Annotated in this window: 11 protein-coding genes and 1 tRNA gene; 5 read left to right on the plus strand and 7 right to left on the minus strand. The window is 70.9% G+C overall.

The features are described 5' to 3' along the window. Window positions 1–121: 121 nt before the first annotated feature. Window positions 122–250, minus strand: a complete 129-nt coding sequence (locus AC07DS_RS08880; protein WP_003999697.1) for a DLW-39 family protein — start codon at window positions 248–250, stop codon at window positions 122–124. 348 nt (window positions 251–598) lie between these two features. On the opposite strand from AC07DS_RS08880, the gene AC07DS_RS08885 reads away from it, so the two are divergent. From AC07DS_RS08885 to AC07DS_RS08895, 3 genes are all read left to right on the plus strand, one after another. Then, window positions 599–928: a DUF6344 domain-containing protein gene (locus AC07DS_RS08885; RefSeq protein ID WP_479143792.1), complete on the plus strand. Its 330-nt coding sequence runs from the start codon at window positions 599–601 to the stop codon at window positions 926–928. Between the two features lie 169 nt (window positions 929–1,097). Next, complete coding sequence (locus tag AC07DS_RS08890; protein ID WP_479143793.1) at window positions 1,098–1,745, plus strand: UTRA domain-containing protein; 648 nt, start codon at window positions 1,098–1,100, stop codon at window positions 1,743–1,745. Window positions 1,746–1,753: 8 nt separating this feature from the next. Further along, on the plus strand, window positions 1,754–2,512 hold the full coding sequence (locus AC07DS_RS08895; RefSeq protein ID WP_479143794.1) for a glycosyltransferase family 2 protein: 759 nt from the start codon (window positions 1,754–1,756) through the stop codon (window positions 2,510–2,512). Between the two features lie 16 nt (window positions 2,513–2,528). Here AC07DS_RS08895 and AC07DS_RS08900 read toward each other — a convergent pair whose 3' ends face one another. Next, window positions 2,529–2,741, minus strand: coding sequence for a ferredoxin (locus AC07DS_RS08900; RefSeq protein ID WP_479143795.1), 213 nt, complete (start codon window positions 2,739–2,741; stop codon window positions 2,529–2,531). Window positions 2,742–2,773: 32 nt separating this feature from the next. Next, window positions 2,774–3,229, minus strand: coding sequence for a hypothetical protein (locus tag AC07DS_RS08905; RefSeq protein WP_479143796.1), 456 nt, complete (start codon window positions 3,227–3,229; stop codon window positions 2,774–2,776). 224 nt (window positions 3,230–3,453) lie between these two features. On the opposite strand from AC07DS_RS08905, the gene AC07DS_RS08910 reads away from it, so the two are divergent. Both AC07DS_RS08910 and AC07DS_RS08915 read left to right on the plus strand, forming a co-directional pair. Next, window positions 3,454–3,924 (plus strand): hypothetical protein, encoded by a 471-nt coding sequence (locus AC07DS_RS08910; protein ID WP_479143797.1) that lies wholly within the window; start codon window positions 3,454–3,456, stop codon window positions 3,922–3,924. Window positions 3,925–4,351: 427 nt separating this feature from the next. Beyond that, the gene (locus tag AC07DS_RS08915) at window positions 4,352–8,497 is read left to right on the plus strand and encodes an nSTAND1 domain-containing NTPase (RefSeq protein ID WP_479143798.1); all 4,146 of its coding nucleotides are present in this window, start codon (window positions 4,352–4,354) and stop codon (window positions 8,495–8,497) included. A 204-nt stretch (window positions 8,498–8,701) separates the two neighbouring features. Here the strand turns inward: AC07DS_RS08915 and AC07DS_RS08920 are convergent. From AC07DS_RS08920 to gyrB, 4 genes are all read right to left on the minus strand, one after another. Beyond that, window positions 8,702–8,775: transfer RNA gene (locus AC07DS_RS08920), tRNA-Ile, on the minus strand. Between the two features lie 112 nt (window positions 8,776–8,887). Beyond that, a complete protein-coding gene (locus AC07DS_RS08925) occupies window positions 8,888–9,616 on the minus strand; it encodes a DUF3566 domain-containing protein (protein WP_479143799.1) in 729 nt (242 codons plus the stop codon). Between the two features lie 19 nt (window positions 9,617–9,635). Further along, the gene (gyrA, locus tag AC07DS_RS08930; protein WP_479143800.1) at window positions 9,636–12,230 is read right to left on the minus strand and encodes a DNA gyrase subunit A; all 2,595 of its coding nucleotides are present in this window, start codon (window positions 12,228–12,230) and stop codon (window positions 9,636–9,638) included. Window positions 12,231–12,272: 42 nt separating this feature from the next. Then, the gene (gene gyrB, locus AC07DS_RS08935) at window positions 12,273–14,342 is read right to left on the minus strand and encodes a DNA topoisomerase (ATP-hydrolyzing) subunit B (RefSeq protein ID WP_479143801.1); all 2,070 of its coding nucleotides are present in this window, start codon (window positions 14,340–14,342) and stop codon (window positions 12,273–12,275) included. Window positions 14,343–14,697 lie beyond the last annotated feature (355 nt).

The following is a 14,697-nucleotide window of genomic DNA, read 5'->3' on the forward strand; positions in this document are numbered from 1 at the left end:
CGGAACGGCTACACCACCTGTCGAGGACGCGCAACACGAGTCGCACCGGGGACCCCGCCCGGACAACACAAAACCCCGACCGCGCAGGCGGCCGGGGTCTGATCAGGTTCTGGATCGGTACTCACGAACCCGTGGGCACGGAGTCAGTCGCCTCCGTCCACAGATCCTGCTCGGCGCGATCCGCCTGGATCTGGCGGTACACGAGGAGCCCGCCGATGGCGGCCAGTGCGACCAGGAGCAGCTTCTTCACCGCGCGACCTCGTCTTTCCTTGACGTAGGGGACCTCTGGCGCCCGACTATACACACCGACCGATATCGATCGGTGACCTGCGTCGGGCCCCAACTCCCGCCCCCGGAAGCGCAATAGACCAGGTCGGCGCCGCTCCGATCGGAGGGTGATCACACCCCCACGGACCGTGACTTTGCTCCCCCTTCGCACTCCCTCACCTGGTTTTGGCGGTTTTCCGACCTTCTTACGGCCATCCGAGTGGTGTTCATCGGAACATCGACGCGCCACGGGCGGAGGTCCACCACTTCGCGAACCTCATACACATCATGAGGAAAGTACGCAAATCGCCCAACCCGAAAGTGAGGGGCCATGACCCAGAACAAGGTCATGAAGCTGTGGACCGCCATCGTCACCGCCTTCTTCGCACTGTGCACTGCGCTCGGACTCGCCACCGCCACCGCCACCACGGCGACGGCCACACCCCGGACCGAGAGCCCGCAGAACACCGTCGCGGAACGGACGGTCCCGGCGATGCACCACTGGGCCTGGTCCCATGGCAAGTCACTGCCCCCCACGATGAAGCAGCGGATCCGGGCCGAGGCCCACGGGAAATCGCCCAGCTGCCGGCACCGGCACCTCGACGAGACGGAAGCGCAGACGGACCCGGCGGACCAGTCCACGGCCCCCCTCGACTGCTGAGCCGCACGGCAGCACGCAGGACCGCAGACGTTTCGACATGACGGCGACTTGCGTACCCACCAGTCGACACGGACAGACCCCCGGCCGGGACGGCCGGGGGTCTTGCGCGTTCCACGGGACCACGACCGCCGGGTCGTCGGGTCCTCTTCGGGAGTCGTAGCCTGGACACGTGGCCAGGGCCTACGAGGAGATCGCGGACGACAGGCCGCACGGGCGCGACACGTATGCACGGCGTCCTCGCACCCGGGTGGTGCGCGACAGCGGCCGTCACCAGTGGGAGAAGGACCGGGCCCGGCAGCCCCGGACCACCCGGGCCGCGACCGGCGCCACGGAGCACGACACCGGTCTGGTCCCGGCGGACCTCGTCTTCCTCGCGCGCTACCGCACGATCGAGGCACCCGCACCGCTGGCCGAGGTCTTCGGCGTGCCGGAGGGGACGCCCCTCCTCGAACGCGGCTACCGCACGCGGTGCGCGGCGGAGACGGCCCCCTTCGGCCTCGTCACCTCTTATCTCCTGCACGCCGTGGCGGCGGCCGACCCCGATCTCCTGGACGTGTCCAAGGAGCCCTGGCCCGGCGGCACCCACCATCAGCTCGCCACCGTGGGCGTGGAGATCGACCGTGTCGAGGAACGCTGCACCGCGCGTCCGCCGACCCCGCAGGAGACCCGGGAGCTGGAGCTGCCGGACGGCACGGCGGTGATCCTGGTCCGGAAGACCTCGTACGACATCCACGGCCAGGTCGTGGAGGTCTGCGACGTCGTGCTGCCCGGCGACCGTACGGAACTGCTCTTCACCACTCGTCTGGAAAGGTGGTGAATGCCGCCGTGTCACGGCGCATCACCGTAGTCACCGCTGTCCACGCCCCGTCCGCCCGCTTCCTGCCGGAGGCCCACAAGTCCCTGCGCGAGCAGTGGCTTCCGGACGGCTGGGAGTGGGACTGGGTGATCCAGGAGGACGGCACGACGGACGCGGTCCGCCCGTACGTCCCGGACGACGAGCGGGTGAGCTTCCGTCAGGGCCGGCCGGGCGGGCCCGGTGTCGCCCGCACGATCGCGCTGGCGCACGCCGGCGGGGAGTACGTGAAGGTCCTGGACGCCGACGACCAGCTCCCGCCCGGCACCCTCGCCCGCGACCTGGCCGCGCTGGAGGCGGACCGCACGATCGGCTGGACGACCTCGCGGGTCCTGGACCTGCTGCCGGACGGCTCCACGGCCGGCTTCCCCGGCGATCCGGACGAAGGCCCGGTCGAGCGCGGGGCGGTCCTCCGCTTCTGGAAGGACAACGGGTTCCTGGCCCAGGTGCATCCGGCGACGCTCTTCGTCCGCCGGGACCTGCTGACGGCGCTGGGCGGCTGGATGGCCCTGCCCGCCTCCGAGGACACCGGCCTGCTGCTGGCGCTGAACGCGGTCAGCCGCGGCTGGTTCTCCGCCGAGGTGGGGCTGCTCTACCGCAAGTGGGAGGGGCAGGCGACCGGGCAGGCCTCGCATGTCGACCCGGCCGAGCGGGAGGCGCGCATGGCCGTGGCGGAGGCCAGGGCCCGGGCGCTGGCGGACTTCGGGTGGACCTACCCGGCCGGCGGCTGACCGGAGCCCCTCCGTCTCAGCCGGCCCGGACCCCTCCGTCCCGTCCGGTGAGCACGATGGCCTGCGAGGGGCACTTCTCGGCGGCCTCGCACACCTGTGGATCGTCCCCGGACTCCTCCCTGCCGGGCCGGACCACGCCGTACTCGTCCTCGAACGCGAACACGGACGGGGCCCGGTGCGCGCACTCGGCGGAGCCGTAGCACACGGTGCGGTCGAGGGAGACCTTCATACGTCCTCCAGCCTCGGGTGACTTCCAGGACGTCACTGCCCCGCGGGCCGCCCGGTGAACCGGTGGACCCCCTGGCCGCGCTGCGGCCCGCCCGCTGCGGCGAGCCAGTGGGCGACCCGGCGGACCGTCGGTTCGTCGAGCCGGTCGACCAGCGCCCGCACCGCCTCGGCGTCCTCGGCGGAGAGGTCGTACAGACCCGCCTTGCTCAGGCCGGCCATCAGCACCTGGTGGCGGCGGTCCGACATGCGCTCGGCGAGCTTGGCCGGCTCCCCGGGGCGTGCCGGGGACGCCTCGGGTGCGGACGGCCTGGCCGCCGGGGTGTCGAACCGGTGCCAGGCGCCGTCCTGCGGACCCCACACCGCGACCGTCATGTCGTCCCCGCGCGCGCGTACGGTCTGGGCCATGTCTCCCACGGCGTACAGCACAGGGGTCCGGTCGGGGGACTCCGCGCCCACCCGCCAGGAGGCCCGGGAAGGCTGGTAGAACATCGCGACCCAGCGCGGGGTACCGGGAGGTTGGGGGCAATCAGGACGATTCACCAAGGCACTCACCCCTTCGGGAACGGCAGGCGGGCCGACCTTAGCTGACGGGTCGTCAGGTTTCCAGGGCGATCCACGGCACGCTTCTGGCCTCTTCACGGCCGGCATGGCACCCTGCCCGCGCCCCGTCCCCGACAGCCACAAAGCCGTCTCGGCAGAGGGAGAGACCGAAGATGAGCGGACTCGAAGAGGCAGTCACCGCGGCGCCGGCGGCGCTGAGAAAGATCCACGCCGACCGCGCCCGCAGCGCGTACGACCGTGCCGTCGCCGTCTGCCGCCACGCCGGCGTAACCCAGGAGGCCGCCCAGCTCGTGCCGACGAGCCCGGTCGGCAGGGCCGCGGCCGCGCTGCGGCTGTCGGCCGGATCGCTCGACGCGCTGGCCGCGAGCGCGCCCGATCCCGCGGCGGACGCCCGCTGCGCCCGGAACGCCGCGGCGGCCGCCGCCCTGGCGGCCCAGGTGGCCGCCGCGCACGACACCGCCGATGCCGCCCCGGCCCTGCGCGCCGCCCTGGCCGCCTCCCGGGCGGCGGCTGCCGCCGCGGGCGGCACGGCACCCGGCCGCGACCCGGCACTGAACGCCACGGCCGACGAGGCCGAACACCAGGCCGTCGGCGCCGCCCGCGCGGCGGGGTGGATCGCCTAGGAGGTACCGGTCGAGCCCTGGGAGGTACCGGTCGGGGCGGTGCCGGTACCCGGCCCGTCCGGCACCGGCCTCTCCCCACGTGGAGGCCGGTGCCGAACGGAGCGGGTGTCGTCGATCCGTGCCGCGTCGGCGTGTCGGCGCGGACCGAAGTGCGTGTCCATGAGGTAGCTGGGTGGCGTCGGTGCCGCCGGCGCTCCCGGCGAAGTTGACCGAGAACGTTCGGCGCCCCGGGTGTCTTTCCGAGCGCTGGGCCGGTGGCCTGTCCGGACGGTGTGTGATGAGGCGGATACCGCGTCGTGATCCTGCCATTTGTCGTCCACGACGAGGAGGTTCCGGTCTCCGGACCACCGTGTAACCGCAGGTCAGCCGTATAGGGTGAGTTTTCCGGTCCGGACGTCCAGACACGGGGGGAGTAAGGGGTGGGGCCTTGGGTTCCGACTCAGGGGCACGCGTGGCCTTCGCCGAGCGTCTCGCGCTGCTCTACAAGGAGGCGGGCAACCCTCCCCTCAAGAGCGTGTCCGAGGCGGTCGTACGGCTGCAGCGGGTGGACGAGCGCGGGCGCCCCGTGCGGGTGTCCGCCCAGCGCATCAGTGACTGGCGGCGGGCCAAGAACGTACCGGCGCAGTTCGCCGCCCTCGCGGCCGTCCTGCAGATCCTGATCCCGGAGGCCCGGCGCGCCCGGCCCGTTGCCGTCTCCGGCGGCCTGTACGACCTCGCGCAGTGGCAGCGCCTGTGGGAGCGCGCGCTGGCCGACCCGGCGGGCGAGCGCGCTTCGGCGCCCCGGCAGGAGGACCGGCAGGCACCGGCCGAGACCCCGCCCGTCGCCGGCGGTGTGTGCCCCTACCGGGGACTGGCCCCCTACCGCCAGGAGGACGCCCGCTGGTTCTTCGGGCGGGAGCGGAGCACCGAGGCTCTCGTGGCCCTGCTGCGTGCGACGGAGTGGCCGGGCGGCCTGATCATGCTCGTCGGCGCCTCGGGCGCGGGGAAGTCGTCGCTGCTGAACGCCGGTCTGGTGCCGGCGGTGGAGAGCGGCGCGCTCGGGGACGGCGGCCGGCCGAACGCCGTGCTCCAGCTCGTGCCGGGCGCCGATCCGCTCGGCGAACTGACCCGCCGCATACCGGAACTCGCCTCTCTCGCCGCGAAGGCGCGGCAGGCCGAGGAGGACGCCGCAAGGAACCCGGCGGCACCGGGCTCCGACACCGCGGACTTCGCCGAGGCGGTGCGCGAGGCCGTCACGGCGTGGGCACACCGGGGGGCGCCTCCGGACGCGTCGGCCGCCTCGGACGCCTCGGCCTCCTCGGCCGGGGCCGCGTCCGGCGACGCCTCCACGTCCACCCCCGCGGACGCATCCCCGGCGCCCCCTTCGGGCGTGGCCCCGGCCACCCGTCCGGTGATCATCGTCGACCAGTTCGAAGAGACCTTCACCCTCTGCGCCGACGAGCCCGACCGCCGCACCTTCCTCCAGTTCCTGCACGCGGCCTGCACCCCGTCCGCGGACTCGCCGGGCCCCGCGCCCGCCGTCGTGGTCCTCGGCATCCGCGCCGACTTCTACGAGCAGTGCCTGGTCCATCCGGAGCTGGCCGACGCGCTGCAGCACCGGCACATGGTGCTCGGGCCGCTGACCACGGCCGAGCTGCGCGAGGCGGTGACCGGACCCGCCAAGGCCGTGGGACTCGAGCTGGAGCCGGGGCTGGCCGAGCTGATCGTGCGGGAGGTGAGCGCCGACGGCCCGCGCGGCGCCCACGACGCCGGAGTGCTCCCGCTCCTCTCGCACGCCCTGCTCGCCACCTGGCAGCGCCGCAAGTCGGGGCGGCTGACCCTGGCCGGATACCGGGCGGCCGGCGGCATCCAGGGCGCGGTCGCGGCGACCGCCGAGCGCGCCTGGTCCGGCCTCGATCCGGCCGCCCGCACGGCCGCCCGGCTGCTCCTGCTGCGGCTCGTCCGGCTGGGCGAGGACACCCAGGCCACCCGCAGGCGCGGCACACGGCGCCAGCTGGCGCAGGAGTCGGCGGACCCCGGCAAGACCGAGGAGTCGCTCGAAGCCCTGGTCCGCGCCCGGCTGGTGACGCTCGACGCGGAGACCGTGGAGATCACCCACGAGGCGCTGCTGCACGCCTGGCCACGGCTGCGCCACTGGATCGACGAGGACCGCAGCGATCATCTGGTGCGCCAGCGGCTGGAGGAGGACGGCCGCGCCTGGGAGGCCTCGGACCGGGACAGCTCGCTGCTCTACCGCGGCTCGCGCCTGGAGCAGGCCCGCGGCTGGGCGAAGTCCGCAGGTGACACCTATCTGACCCGCGGCGCGATGCAGTTCCTGGCCGCCTCGGTCCGGCTGCGCAGGCGGACGGTCCTGATCAGCCGCGGGGCCGTGGCGGCACTGGTCGTGCTGGCCGTGCTGGCCGCCGGTTCGGCGGTGGTGGCGTGGCAGCAGCGGGACGACGCCGTGTTCGAACAGGTGCTCGCGGAGGCGGACCGGGTCCAGCACACGGACCCCTCGCTGGCCGCCCAGCTCGACCTGGTGGCCCACCGGCTGCGGCCGGGCGACGAGGGGACGTACAGCCGTCTGATCTCGATCGTGAACGCGCCCCTGGCCACGCCCCTGCTCGGCCACACCGGCGCCGTCTACCTCACCTCCTTCAGCCCCGACGGCAAGACGCTGGCCACGGCCGGCTACGACCGGACCGTCCGCCTGTGGAACGTGGCCGACCGAGGCCGCCCCAAGCCGCTCGGCAAACCCCTCACCGGACACACCAGCTGGGTGAGCAGCGCGGTCTTCAGCCCGGACGGACACACCCTGGCCAGCGCCGGCGACGACGGCACCATCCGGCTGTGGGACGTGCGCGACCCCGCCCACCCGGTGCCGCTGGGCCGGCCGCTGACCGGCCACACGGGCACGATCTACCTGGTCGCCTTCAGCCCCGACGGACACACGCTGGCCTCGGCGAGCGAGGACCGGACCGTCCGCCTGTGGAACGTGGCGGACCCGAGCCGGCCCAAGCCGCTGCGCACACTGGGCGGCCACACGGCGGCGGTGCGCTGCGTCGCGTTCAGCCCCGACGGGCGCACGCTCGCGGCGGGCAGCGACGACAACACGATCCGGCTGTGGAACACCGCCGATCCGGGTCACCCCAAGGCCCTGCCCACGGTGCTGAGCGGCCACACGGACATCGTGCACTCGGTGGCCTTCAGCCCCGACGGACGCACGCTCGCCAGCGGCAGCGCGGACGACACCATCCGGCTGTGGAACGTGTCCGACCCCGCGCACGCGGCAGCGATCGGCTCACCGCTCACCGGGCACACCGGCCCCATCTGGTCGGTGGCCTTCAGCCCCGACGGCGGCCGGCTCGCCGCGGCCAGCGCGGACAGCACGGCGAGCCTGTGGAACGTCAGCGATCCGGCGTCCCCCTCGCAGGTCGGCGCGCCGCTCGCGGGCAGCAGCGGCGAGATGTTCGCGCTGGGGTTCAGCCCCGACGGCCGCACCCTCGCCACCGGCAGCGGTGACAGCAAGGTCCGCCTGTGGTCGGTACCGACACGGGACATGACCGGCCGCAGCGGGGCCTTCCGCCCGGACGGCAAGGTGCTGGCCACGGCCGCGCGCGACGGCAGGGTCCGGCTGTGGAACGTGGCGGCGCCCGACCGGCCCGTGGCGCTGGGCAAGCCGTTCATGGGCACGGACGGCGGGCACCGTTCGATGATGTTCTCCCCCGACGGCCGCACCCTCGCCGTGCTGAACGGGACGGGGACGCTGTACCTGTGGAACGTCACCGATCCGGCCCGTCCGGTCCCCGCCGGGCGGCCCATCGCCCTGCGCACCCGCTTCGCGGGCTTCCACACGGTGGCGTACAGCCCGGACGGCCGCACCCTGGCCACCGCCTACCAGGACCGCACCATCCAGCTGTGGAACGTCACCGACCCCTCCCGTACCGTCCCGCTCGGCAAGCCGCTCACCGGCCACCGGGGTTACGTCAACGCCCTCGCCTTCAGCCAGGACGGACACACCCTCGCCAGCGGCAGCGCGGACCTCACCATCCGGCTGTGGAACGTGACCGACCCCGGCCATGTCACCCGGATCGGCCGTCCGATCACCGGGCACACCGGCCCCGTCAACGCTCTCGCCTACAGCCCCGACGGCCGCACCCTCGTCAGCGGCAGCGACGACGACACCGTGCGGCTCTGGAACGTCACCGACCCCCGGGCGGCGACCGCGCTCGGCTCCCCCCTCACCGGCCACACCGAGGCGGTCACCTCGCTGACGTTCACCGCGGACGGCCGGACCCTGGCGAGCGGCGGCGACGACAACACGGTCCGGATCTGGAACGTCGCCCGCCCTTCGTCGGCCACACCCATCGGCCAGTCGATGAGCCCCTATGCCAAGACGGGCAACTGGCTGTCCTTCAGCCCCGACAGCCACGTCCTCGGGGTGTCCAGCGGCGCCGACACGATCCGCCTGTGGCGCCTGGACTCCGACGCGGCAATCCAGCACATCTGCGCGGTGACCAGGAACGTTCTGACCCCGCAGCGGTGGCACGAGTACCTCCCGCGGCTGTCGTACGACCCTCCGTGCGCCGACTGACCGATCAAGATCAGCCAACTACCCCAACCAACAGGCCCGTTATCTCCCGCAAGCGGCTCAACCTTGTTACCCTTGGCCATAGCCCGATCGCTGGTGCATCCCCCGTCGCCAGCGGTCGGGCCTTTTTTCGTACCGTGAAACCCGTGGAAAGCCCCGGACATGCAGAAGACCCCCGGCCCAAGTGGACCGGAGGTCTTCTTTCTGTGGGGCTAACAGGATTTGAACCTGTGGCCTCATCCTTATCAGGGATGCGCTCTAACCAACTGAGCTATAGCCCCGCCGCGCTCTGCGGTATGTGTCCCGCGCGCTGACTCCTGAAGATTAGCGCACGAGGGCAGCAGTCCCAAAATCGGTTGTCCGGGGACTGTCAGGAGAGCCCGGCAGGTGGGGTCACTCGTCCTCGGCCAGCGTCAGCTCGATACCGCCCACGAAGCCCGCGGAGAGGTTGTAGATGAACGCGCCGAGGGTGGCCAGCGCCGTCGCGAGGACCACGTCGATCACCGCGATGATCGACGTGAACGTCAGGACGTGCGGCAACGAGAGGAAGGCCTGGAGGTCGAAGCCGTTCGCCTCGTTGGAACCGGTGGCCTCCGAGATCGTGCCGCCGACCGTGGAGAACACGCCCATCGCGTCCATGACCATCCACAGCACCGCCGAGGCGACGATCGTGCAGATGCCCAGCGCGATGGAGAGCAGGAAGCTGACCTTCATCACCGACCACGGGTCGGCCTTCGCCACCCGCAGACGGGCCTTGCGGGTGCGCGGCGCGGTCTTCGCGCCGGTGCGCGGCCGGCGCACGGCCCCGGTGGGAGCCTGCGCCGGATAGGCCTGCGGCGGGTGGTAGGGCTGCTCCGCGGACTCGGGGCGCCGCTCACCGGGCAGCGGGGACGCCTGCTGCCGCTCGGCCGGGCCGGGCTGGGTCTGCGGGCCACGGGTGTCCGTCACAGTTCCCCCCTGGGATGCATGCGTGTCGGTCGAGGGCGAGTCGGTCGTGCCTGCCTCGATCTTGCGCAGTTGGGTCGTGTGCGGGTCCGCCGCACGCGCGGCGGAGCCACGGCCGCCGTCCGTTTCCGTACCCACAGAGGTACCGGCCGATCCCGCGCCCGCGGCTCCGCTCACGATGACTCACTCCTCGTGCCTACTCGGCCGAGGGCGCCTCACCCTCGTCCGTGCCGGTGGTCGCGGCACCCTCGGCGGTCTCGTCGACGGCACCCTCGCCGTCGACCTCCTCCGCCTCGCGCCCCGCCTCGGCGTTACGTGCGATACCGACCACGGCATCGCGCTTGCCCAGGTTGATCAGTTGGACGCCCATGGTGTCACGGCCCGTCTCCCTGACCTCGTTGACTCGCGTACGAATCACACCGCCGGACAGGGTGATCGCGAGGATCTCGTCGTTCTCCTCGACAACCAGCGCGCCGACGAGAGAACCGCGGTCCTCCACGATCTTGGCGGCCTTGATGCCGAGGCCGCCGCGACCCTGGACGCGGTACTCGTCGACAGCGGTCCGCTTCGCGTACCCGCCGTCCGTGGCAGTGAACACGAACGTACCGGGTCGAACAACATTCATCGACAGAAGTTCATCGCTCTCACGGAAACTCATCCCCTTGACGCCGGAGGTGGCGCGGCCCATCGGGCGCAGGGTGTCGTCCGAGGCGGTGAACCTGATCGACTGTGCCTTCTTGCTGATCAGAAGCAGATCGTCATCGGCCGAGACCAGCTCGGCACCGATCAGCTCGTCGTCCGAGCCGTCCTCGCGCTCGCGCAGGTTGATCGCGATCACACCGCCGGAGCGGGGCGAATCGTAATCCTTCAGAGGCGTCTTCTTGACCAGGCCTGACTTGGTGGCCAGGACCAGGTACGGCGCCGCCTCGTAGTCGCGGATCGCGAGGATCTCGGCGATCGCCTCGTCCGGCTGGAAGGCGAGCAGGTTCGCCACGTGCTGGCCGCGCGCGTCCCGGCCGGCCTCGGGCAGCTCGTACGCCTTCGCCCGGTACACCCGGCCCTTGTTGGTGAAGAACAGCAGCCAGTGGTGCGTGGTGGAGACGAAGAAGTGGTCGACGATGTCGTCTTCCTTCAGCTTCGTGCCGCGCACGCCCTTGCCGCCGCGCTTCTGCGCCCGGTAGTCGTCCGTCTTCGTCCGCTTGACGTAACCGCCGCGCGAGACGGTGACGACGATGTCCTCCTCGGCGATCAGGTCCTCGATGGACATGTCGCCCTCGTACGGGATCAGCTTGGTCTGACGGTCCTCGCCGTACTTCTCGACGATCGCGGCCAGCTCCTCGCTGACGATCCCGCGCTGGCGGACCGGGGAGGCCAGGATCTCGTTGTACTCGTTGATCTTCGTCTGGAGCTCGTCGTGCTCCTGGACGATCTTCTGGCGCTCCAGGGCGGCCAGCCGGCGCAGCTGCATCTCGAGGATGGCGTTCGCCTGGATCTCGTCGATCTCCAGGAGGCCCATCAGACCGGTGCGCGCGACGTCGACGGTCGCACTGCGCCGGATCAGCGCGATGACCTCGTCGATGGCGTCCAGGGCCTTCAGCAGACCGCGCAGGATGTGCGCGCGCTCCTCGGCCTTGCGCAGCCTGAAGCGCGTCCGGCGGACGACGACCTCGATCTGGTGCGTCACCCAGTGGCGGATGAACGCGTCCAGGGACAGCGTGCGCGGCACGCCGTCGACCAGCGCCAGCATGTTGGCGCCGAAGTTCGTCTGCAGGTCGGTGTGCTTGTACAGGTTGTTCAGGACGACCTTGGCGACCGCGTCCCGCTTCAGGACGATCACCAGGCGCTGGCCCGTACGGGACGACGTCTCGTCGCGGACGTCCGCGATGCCGCCGATCTTGCCGTCCTTCACCAGGTCGGCGATCTTCTGCGCGAGGTTGTCGGGGTTGACCTGGTACGGCAGCTCCGTGACCACCAGGCACTGGCGGTTCTGGATCTCCTCGACCTCGACCACCGCGCGCATGGTGATGGAGCCACGGCCGGTGCGGTAGGCCTCCTCGATGCCCTTGCGGCCGACGACGAGGGCGCCGGTCGGGAAGTCGGGGCCCTTGATGCGCTCGATCAGCGCGTCCAGGAGCTCCTCGTGCGAGGCCTCCGGGTTCTCCAGGCACCACTGGGCGCCGGCCGCGACCTCGCGCAGGTTGTGCGACGGGATGTTGGTCGCCATACCGACCGCGATACCGGCGGATCCGTTGATCAGCAGGTTCGGGAAGCGGGAGGGCAGGACGGTCGGCTCCTGGGAGCGGCCGTCGTAGTTGTCCGTGAAGTCGACGGTCTCCTCGTCGATGTCGCGGACCATCTCCATCGACAGCGGCGCCATCTTGCACTCGGTGTAGCGCATGGCGGCCGCCGGGTCGTTGCCCGGAGAGCCGAAGTTGCCGTTTGAGTCCACCAGCGGCATCCGCATCGACCACGGCTGGGCGAGGCGCACCAGGGCGTCGTAGATCGAGGAGTCGCCGTGCGGGTGGTAGTTGCCCATGACGTCGCCGACCACGCGCGCGCACTTGTAGAAGCCGCGCTCGGGGCGGTAGCCGCCGTCGTACATCGCGTACAGCACACGGCGGTGGACGGGCTTGAGACCGTCCCGGACGTCGGGCAGCGCGCGGGACACGATGACGGACATCGCGTAGTCCAGGTACGAGCGCTGCATCTCCGTCTCGAGCCCGACGGGCTCGATGCGCACGGTGCTGTCGCCGCCCTCTTCAGGGGTGACTGGAGTGTTCTCGTCGGCCATTGCTGGTGAAGATCCTTTCTGGTGCGGTCAGCTGAGACCGACTCAGATGTCGAGGAAGCGGACGTCCTTGGCGTTGCGCTGGATGAACGCGCGGCGGGCCTCGACGTCCTCGCCCATCAGGACCGAGAACAGGTCGTCGGCCTGGGCGGCGTCGTCGAGGGTGACCTGGCCGAGGACGCGGTGCTCGATGTCCATGGTGGTCACGCGCAGCTCCTCGGCGTTCATCTCGCCGAGACCCTTGAAGCGCTGGATCGAGTCCTCACGGACCCGCTTGCCGCGCTGACGGCCCAGCTCCAGCAGCGCGTCGCGCTCACGATCCGAGTACGCGTACTCGACCTCGTCCCGGCCCCACTTGATCTTGTAGAGCGGGGGACGGGACAGGAACACGTGCCCGGCCTCGACCAGCGGCCGCATGAAGCGGAACAGGAAGGTCAGCAGCAGGGTGTTGATGTGCTGGCCGTCGACGTCGGCGTCCGCCATCAGGATGATCTTGTGATAGCGGAGCTTCTCGATGTCGAAGTCCTCGTGCACACCCGTACCGAAGGCGGAGATCAGCGCCTGGATCTCCTGGTTCTGCAGGATCTTGTCGATCCTGGCCTTCTCCACGTTGAGGATCTTGCCGCGGATCGGGAGGATCGCCTGGTACTGCGGGTTGCGGCCGGACTTGGCCGAGCCGCCGGCGGAGTCACCCTCGACGATGAAGATCTCGCACTTGGTGGGGTCGTTGGACTGGCAGTCCGACAGCTTGCCCGGCAGGGACGCGCTCTCCAGCAGGCCCTTGCGGCGGGTCAGGTCGCGGGCCTTGCGGGCCGCCACGCGCGCGGTGGCCGCCTGGATGCCCTTGCGGATGATGTCCGCGGCCTCGACCGGGTTGCGGTCCAGCCAGTCGTTGAGGTGCTCGTAGACCGCCTTCTGCACGAAGGTCTTGGCCTCCGTGTTGCCCAGCTTGGTCTTCGTCTGCCCCTCGAACTGCGGCTCGCTCAGCTTGACCGAGATGATCGCGGTCAGACCCTCACGGATGTCGTCACCGGTGAGGTTGTCGTCCTTCTCGCGCAGCAGTTTCTTGTCGCGCGCGTACTTGTTGATCAGGCTCGTGAGGGCCGCACGGAAGCCCTCCTCGTGCGTACCGCCCTCGTGGGTGTGGATGATGTTCGCGAAGGAGTACACGCCCTCGCTGTAGCCGCTGTTCCACTGCATGGCGACCTCGAGGGACAGGCTCTTGTCCCTGTCCTCGGCCTCCAGGTCGATCACGGTGGGGTGCACCGCGTCTCCCTTGCGGGAGTTGAGGTACTTCACGAAGTCGACGATGCCGCCCTCGTAGTGGTACGTGACGGTCTTGACCTCGGCCTTCTCGTCCGCACCCGCCTCGTCCGCACCGCTGGTCGCCTTCGCCGACTCGCGCTCGTCGGTGAGCCGGAGGGTCAGGCCCTTGTTGAGGAAGGCCATCTCCTGGAAACGCCGGGACAGCGTCTCGAAGGAGTACTCGGTGGTCTCGAAGATGTCGGGGTCGGCCCAGAAGGTGACCGAGGTACCGGTCTCCTCGGTCGCCTCGTGCTGGTCGAGCGGGGCCGTCGGGACGCCGAGCTTGTAGTCCTGCGTCCAGCGGTGGCCGTCCGTCCTGATCTCGACGGCGACCTTCGTGGACAGCGCGTTCACGACGGACACACCCACACCGTGCAGACCGCCGGAGACGGCGTAACCGCCGCCGCCGAACTTGCCGCCCGCGTGCAGGACCGTCAGCACGACCTCGACGGCCGGCTTGCCCTCGGAGGGCACGATGCCCACGGGGATGCCACGGCCGTTGTCGATGACGCGCACGCCACCGTCGGCGAGGATCGTCACGTCGATGGTGTCCGCGTACCCGGCCAGCGCCTCGTCGACCGAGTTGTCGACGACCTCGTACACCAGGTGGTGCAGACCGCGCTCGCCCGTGGAGCCGATGTACATACCGGGCCGCTTGCGGACCGCGTCCAGCCCTTCGAGCACGGTGATGGCGCTGGCGTCGTACGACGCGGAGGCGGTGGCCTCGGAAGTCACGCCGGCGTCGGTGGACGGGATGTTCTCGTTGGGGTTGCCGGAATCGGCCACGAAGCGCCCTTTCTGGCACAGCACGAGCCGGGCTCGTCGGCGGGTTGCCGGAGCGGCTGCGGCATGTTGCGTTGGTAAGCCTTGATCAGCGTTGCTCAGCTTTTCCCGGGCGGTCCCCACGATTGGGGCGGGATTGGCTTCCAGTCTACCGGTAGCGCCGACAGTGATGGGGGTTTGCCGGTACCTGAGTCCTCATGTGCCGCCCTGAACCGGTCTCGGCCGGGTACCGATATACGGATGGGGGCTCCAAGGGGCTCACAGCGCCACTCAGCGCTTCGGGCCGTCAACCCTTGGCTACTGGGGGGTCAGTACGCGATCCACACCTGTGCACAGGGCTGCGCCAAGGGGTACGACGGCACCACACGCCGACCACACGCCG

It is taken from the genome of Streptomyces sp. NPDC044064 (assembly GCF_056434245.1).

Excerpts from the sequence above, each read along its gene's own strand:
- AC07DS_RS08910 (WP_479143797.1), top strand. The coding sequence starts at position 3,454 with ATGAGCGGACTCGAAGAGGCAGTCACCGCGGCGCCGGCGGCGCTGAGA.
- AC07DS_RS08885 (WP_479143792.1), top strand. The coding sequence starts at position 599 with ATGACCCAGAACAAGGTCATGAAGCTGTGGACCGCCATCGTCACCGCC.
- AC07DS_RS08900 (WP_479143795.1), bottom strand. The coding sequence starts at position 2,741 with ATGAAGGTCTCCCTCGACCGCACCGTGTGCTACGGCTCCGCCGAGTGC.
- AC07DS_RS08905 (WP_479143796.1), bottom strand. The coding sequence starts at position 3,229 with ATGTTCTACCAGCCTTCCCGGGCCTCCTGGCGGGTGGGCGCGGAGTCC.
- gyrA (WP_479143800.1), bottom strand. The coding sequence starts at position 12,230 with ATGGCCGACGAGAACACTCCAGTCACCCCTGAAGAGGGCGGCGACAGC.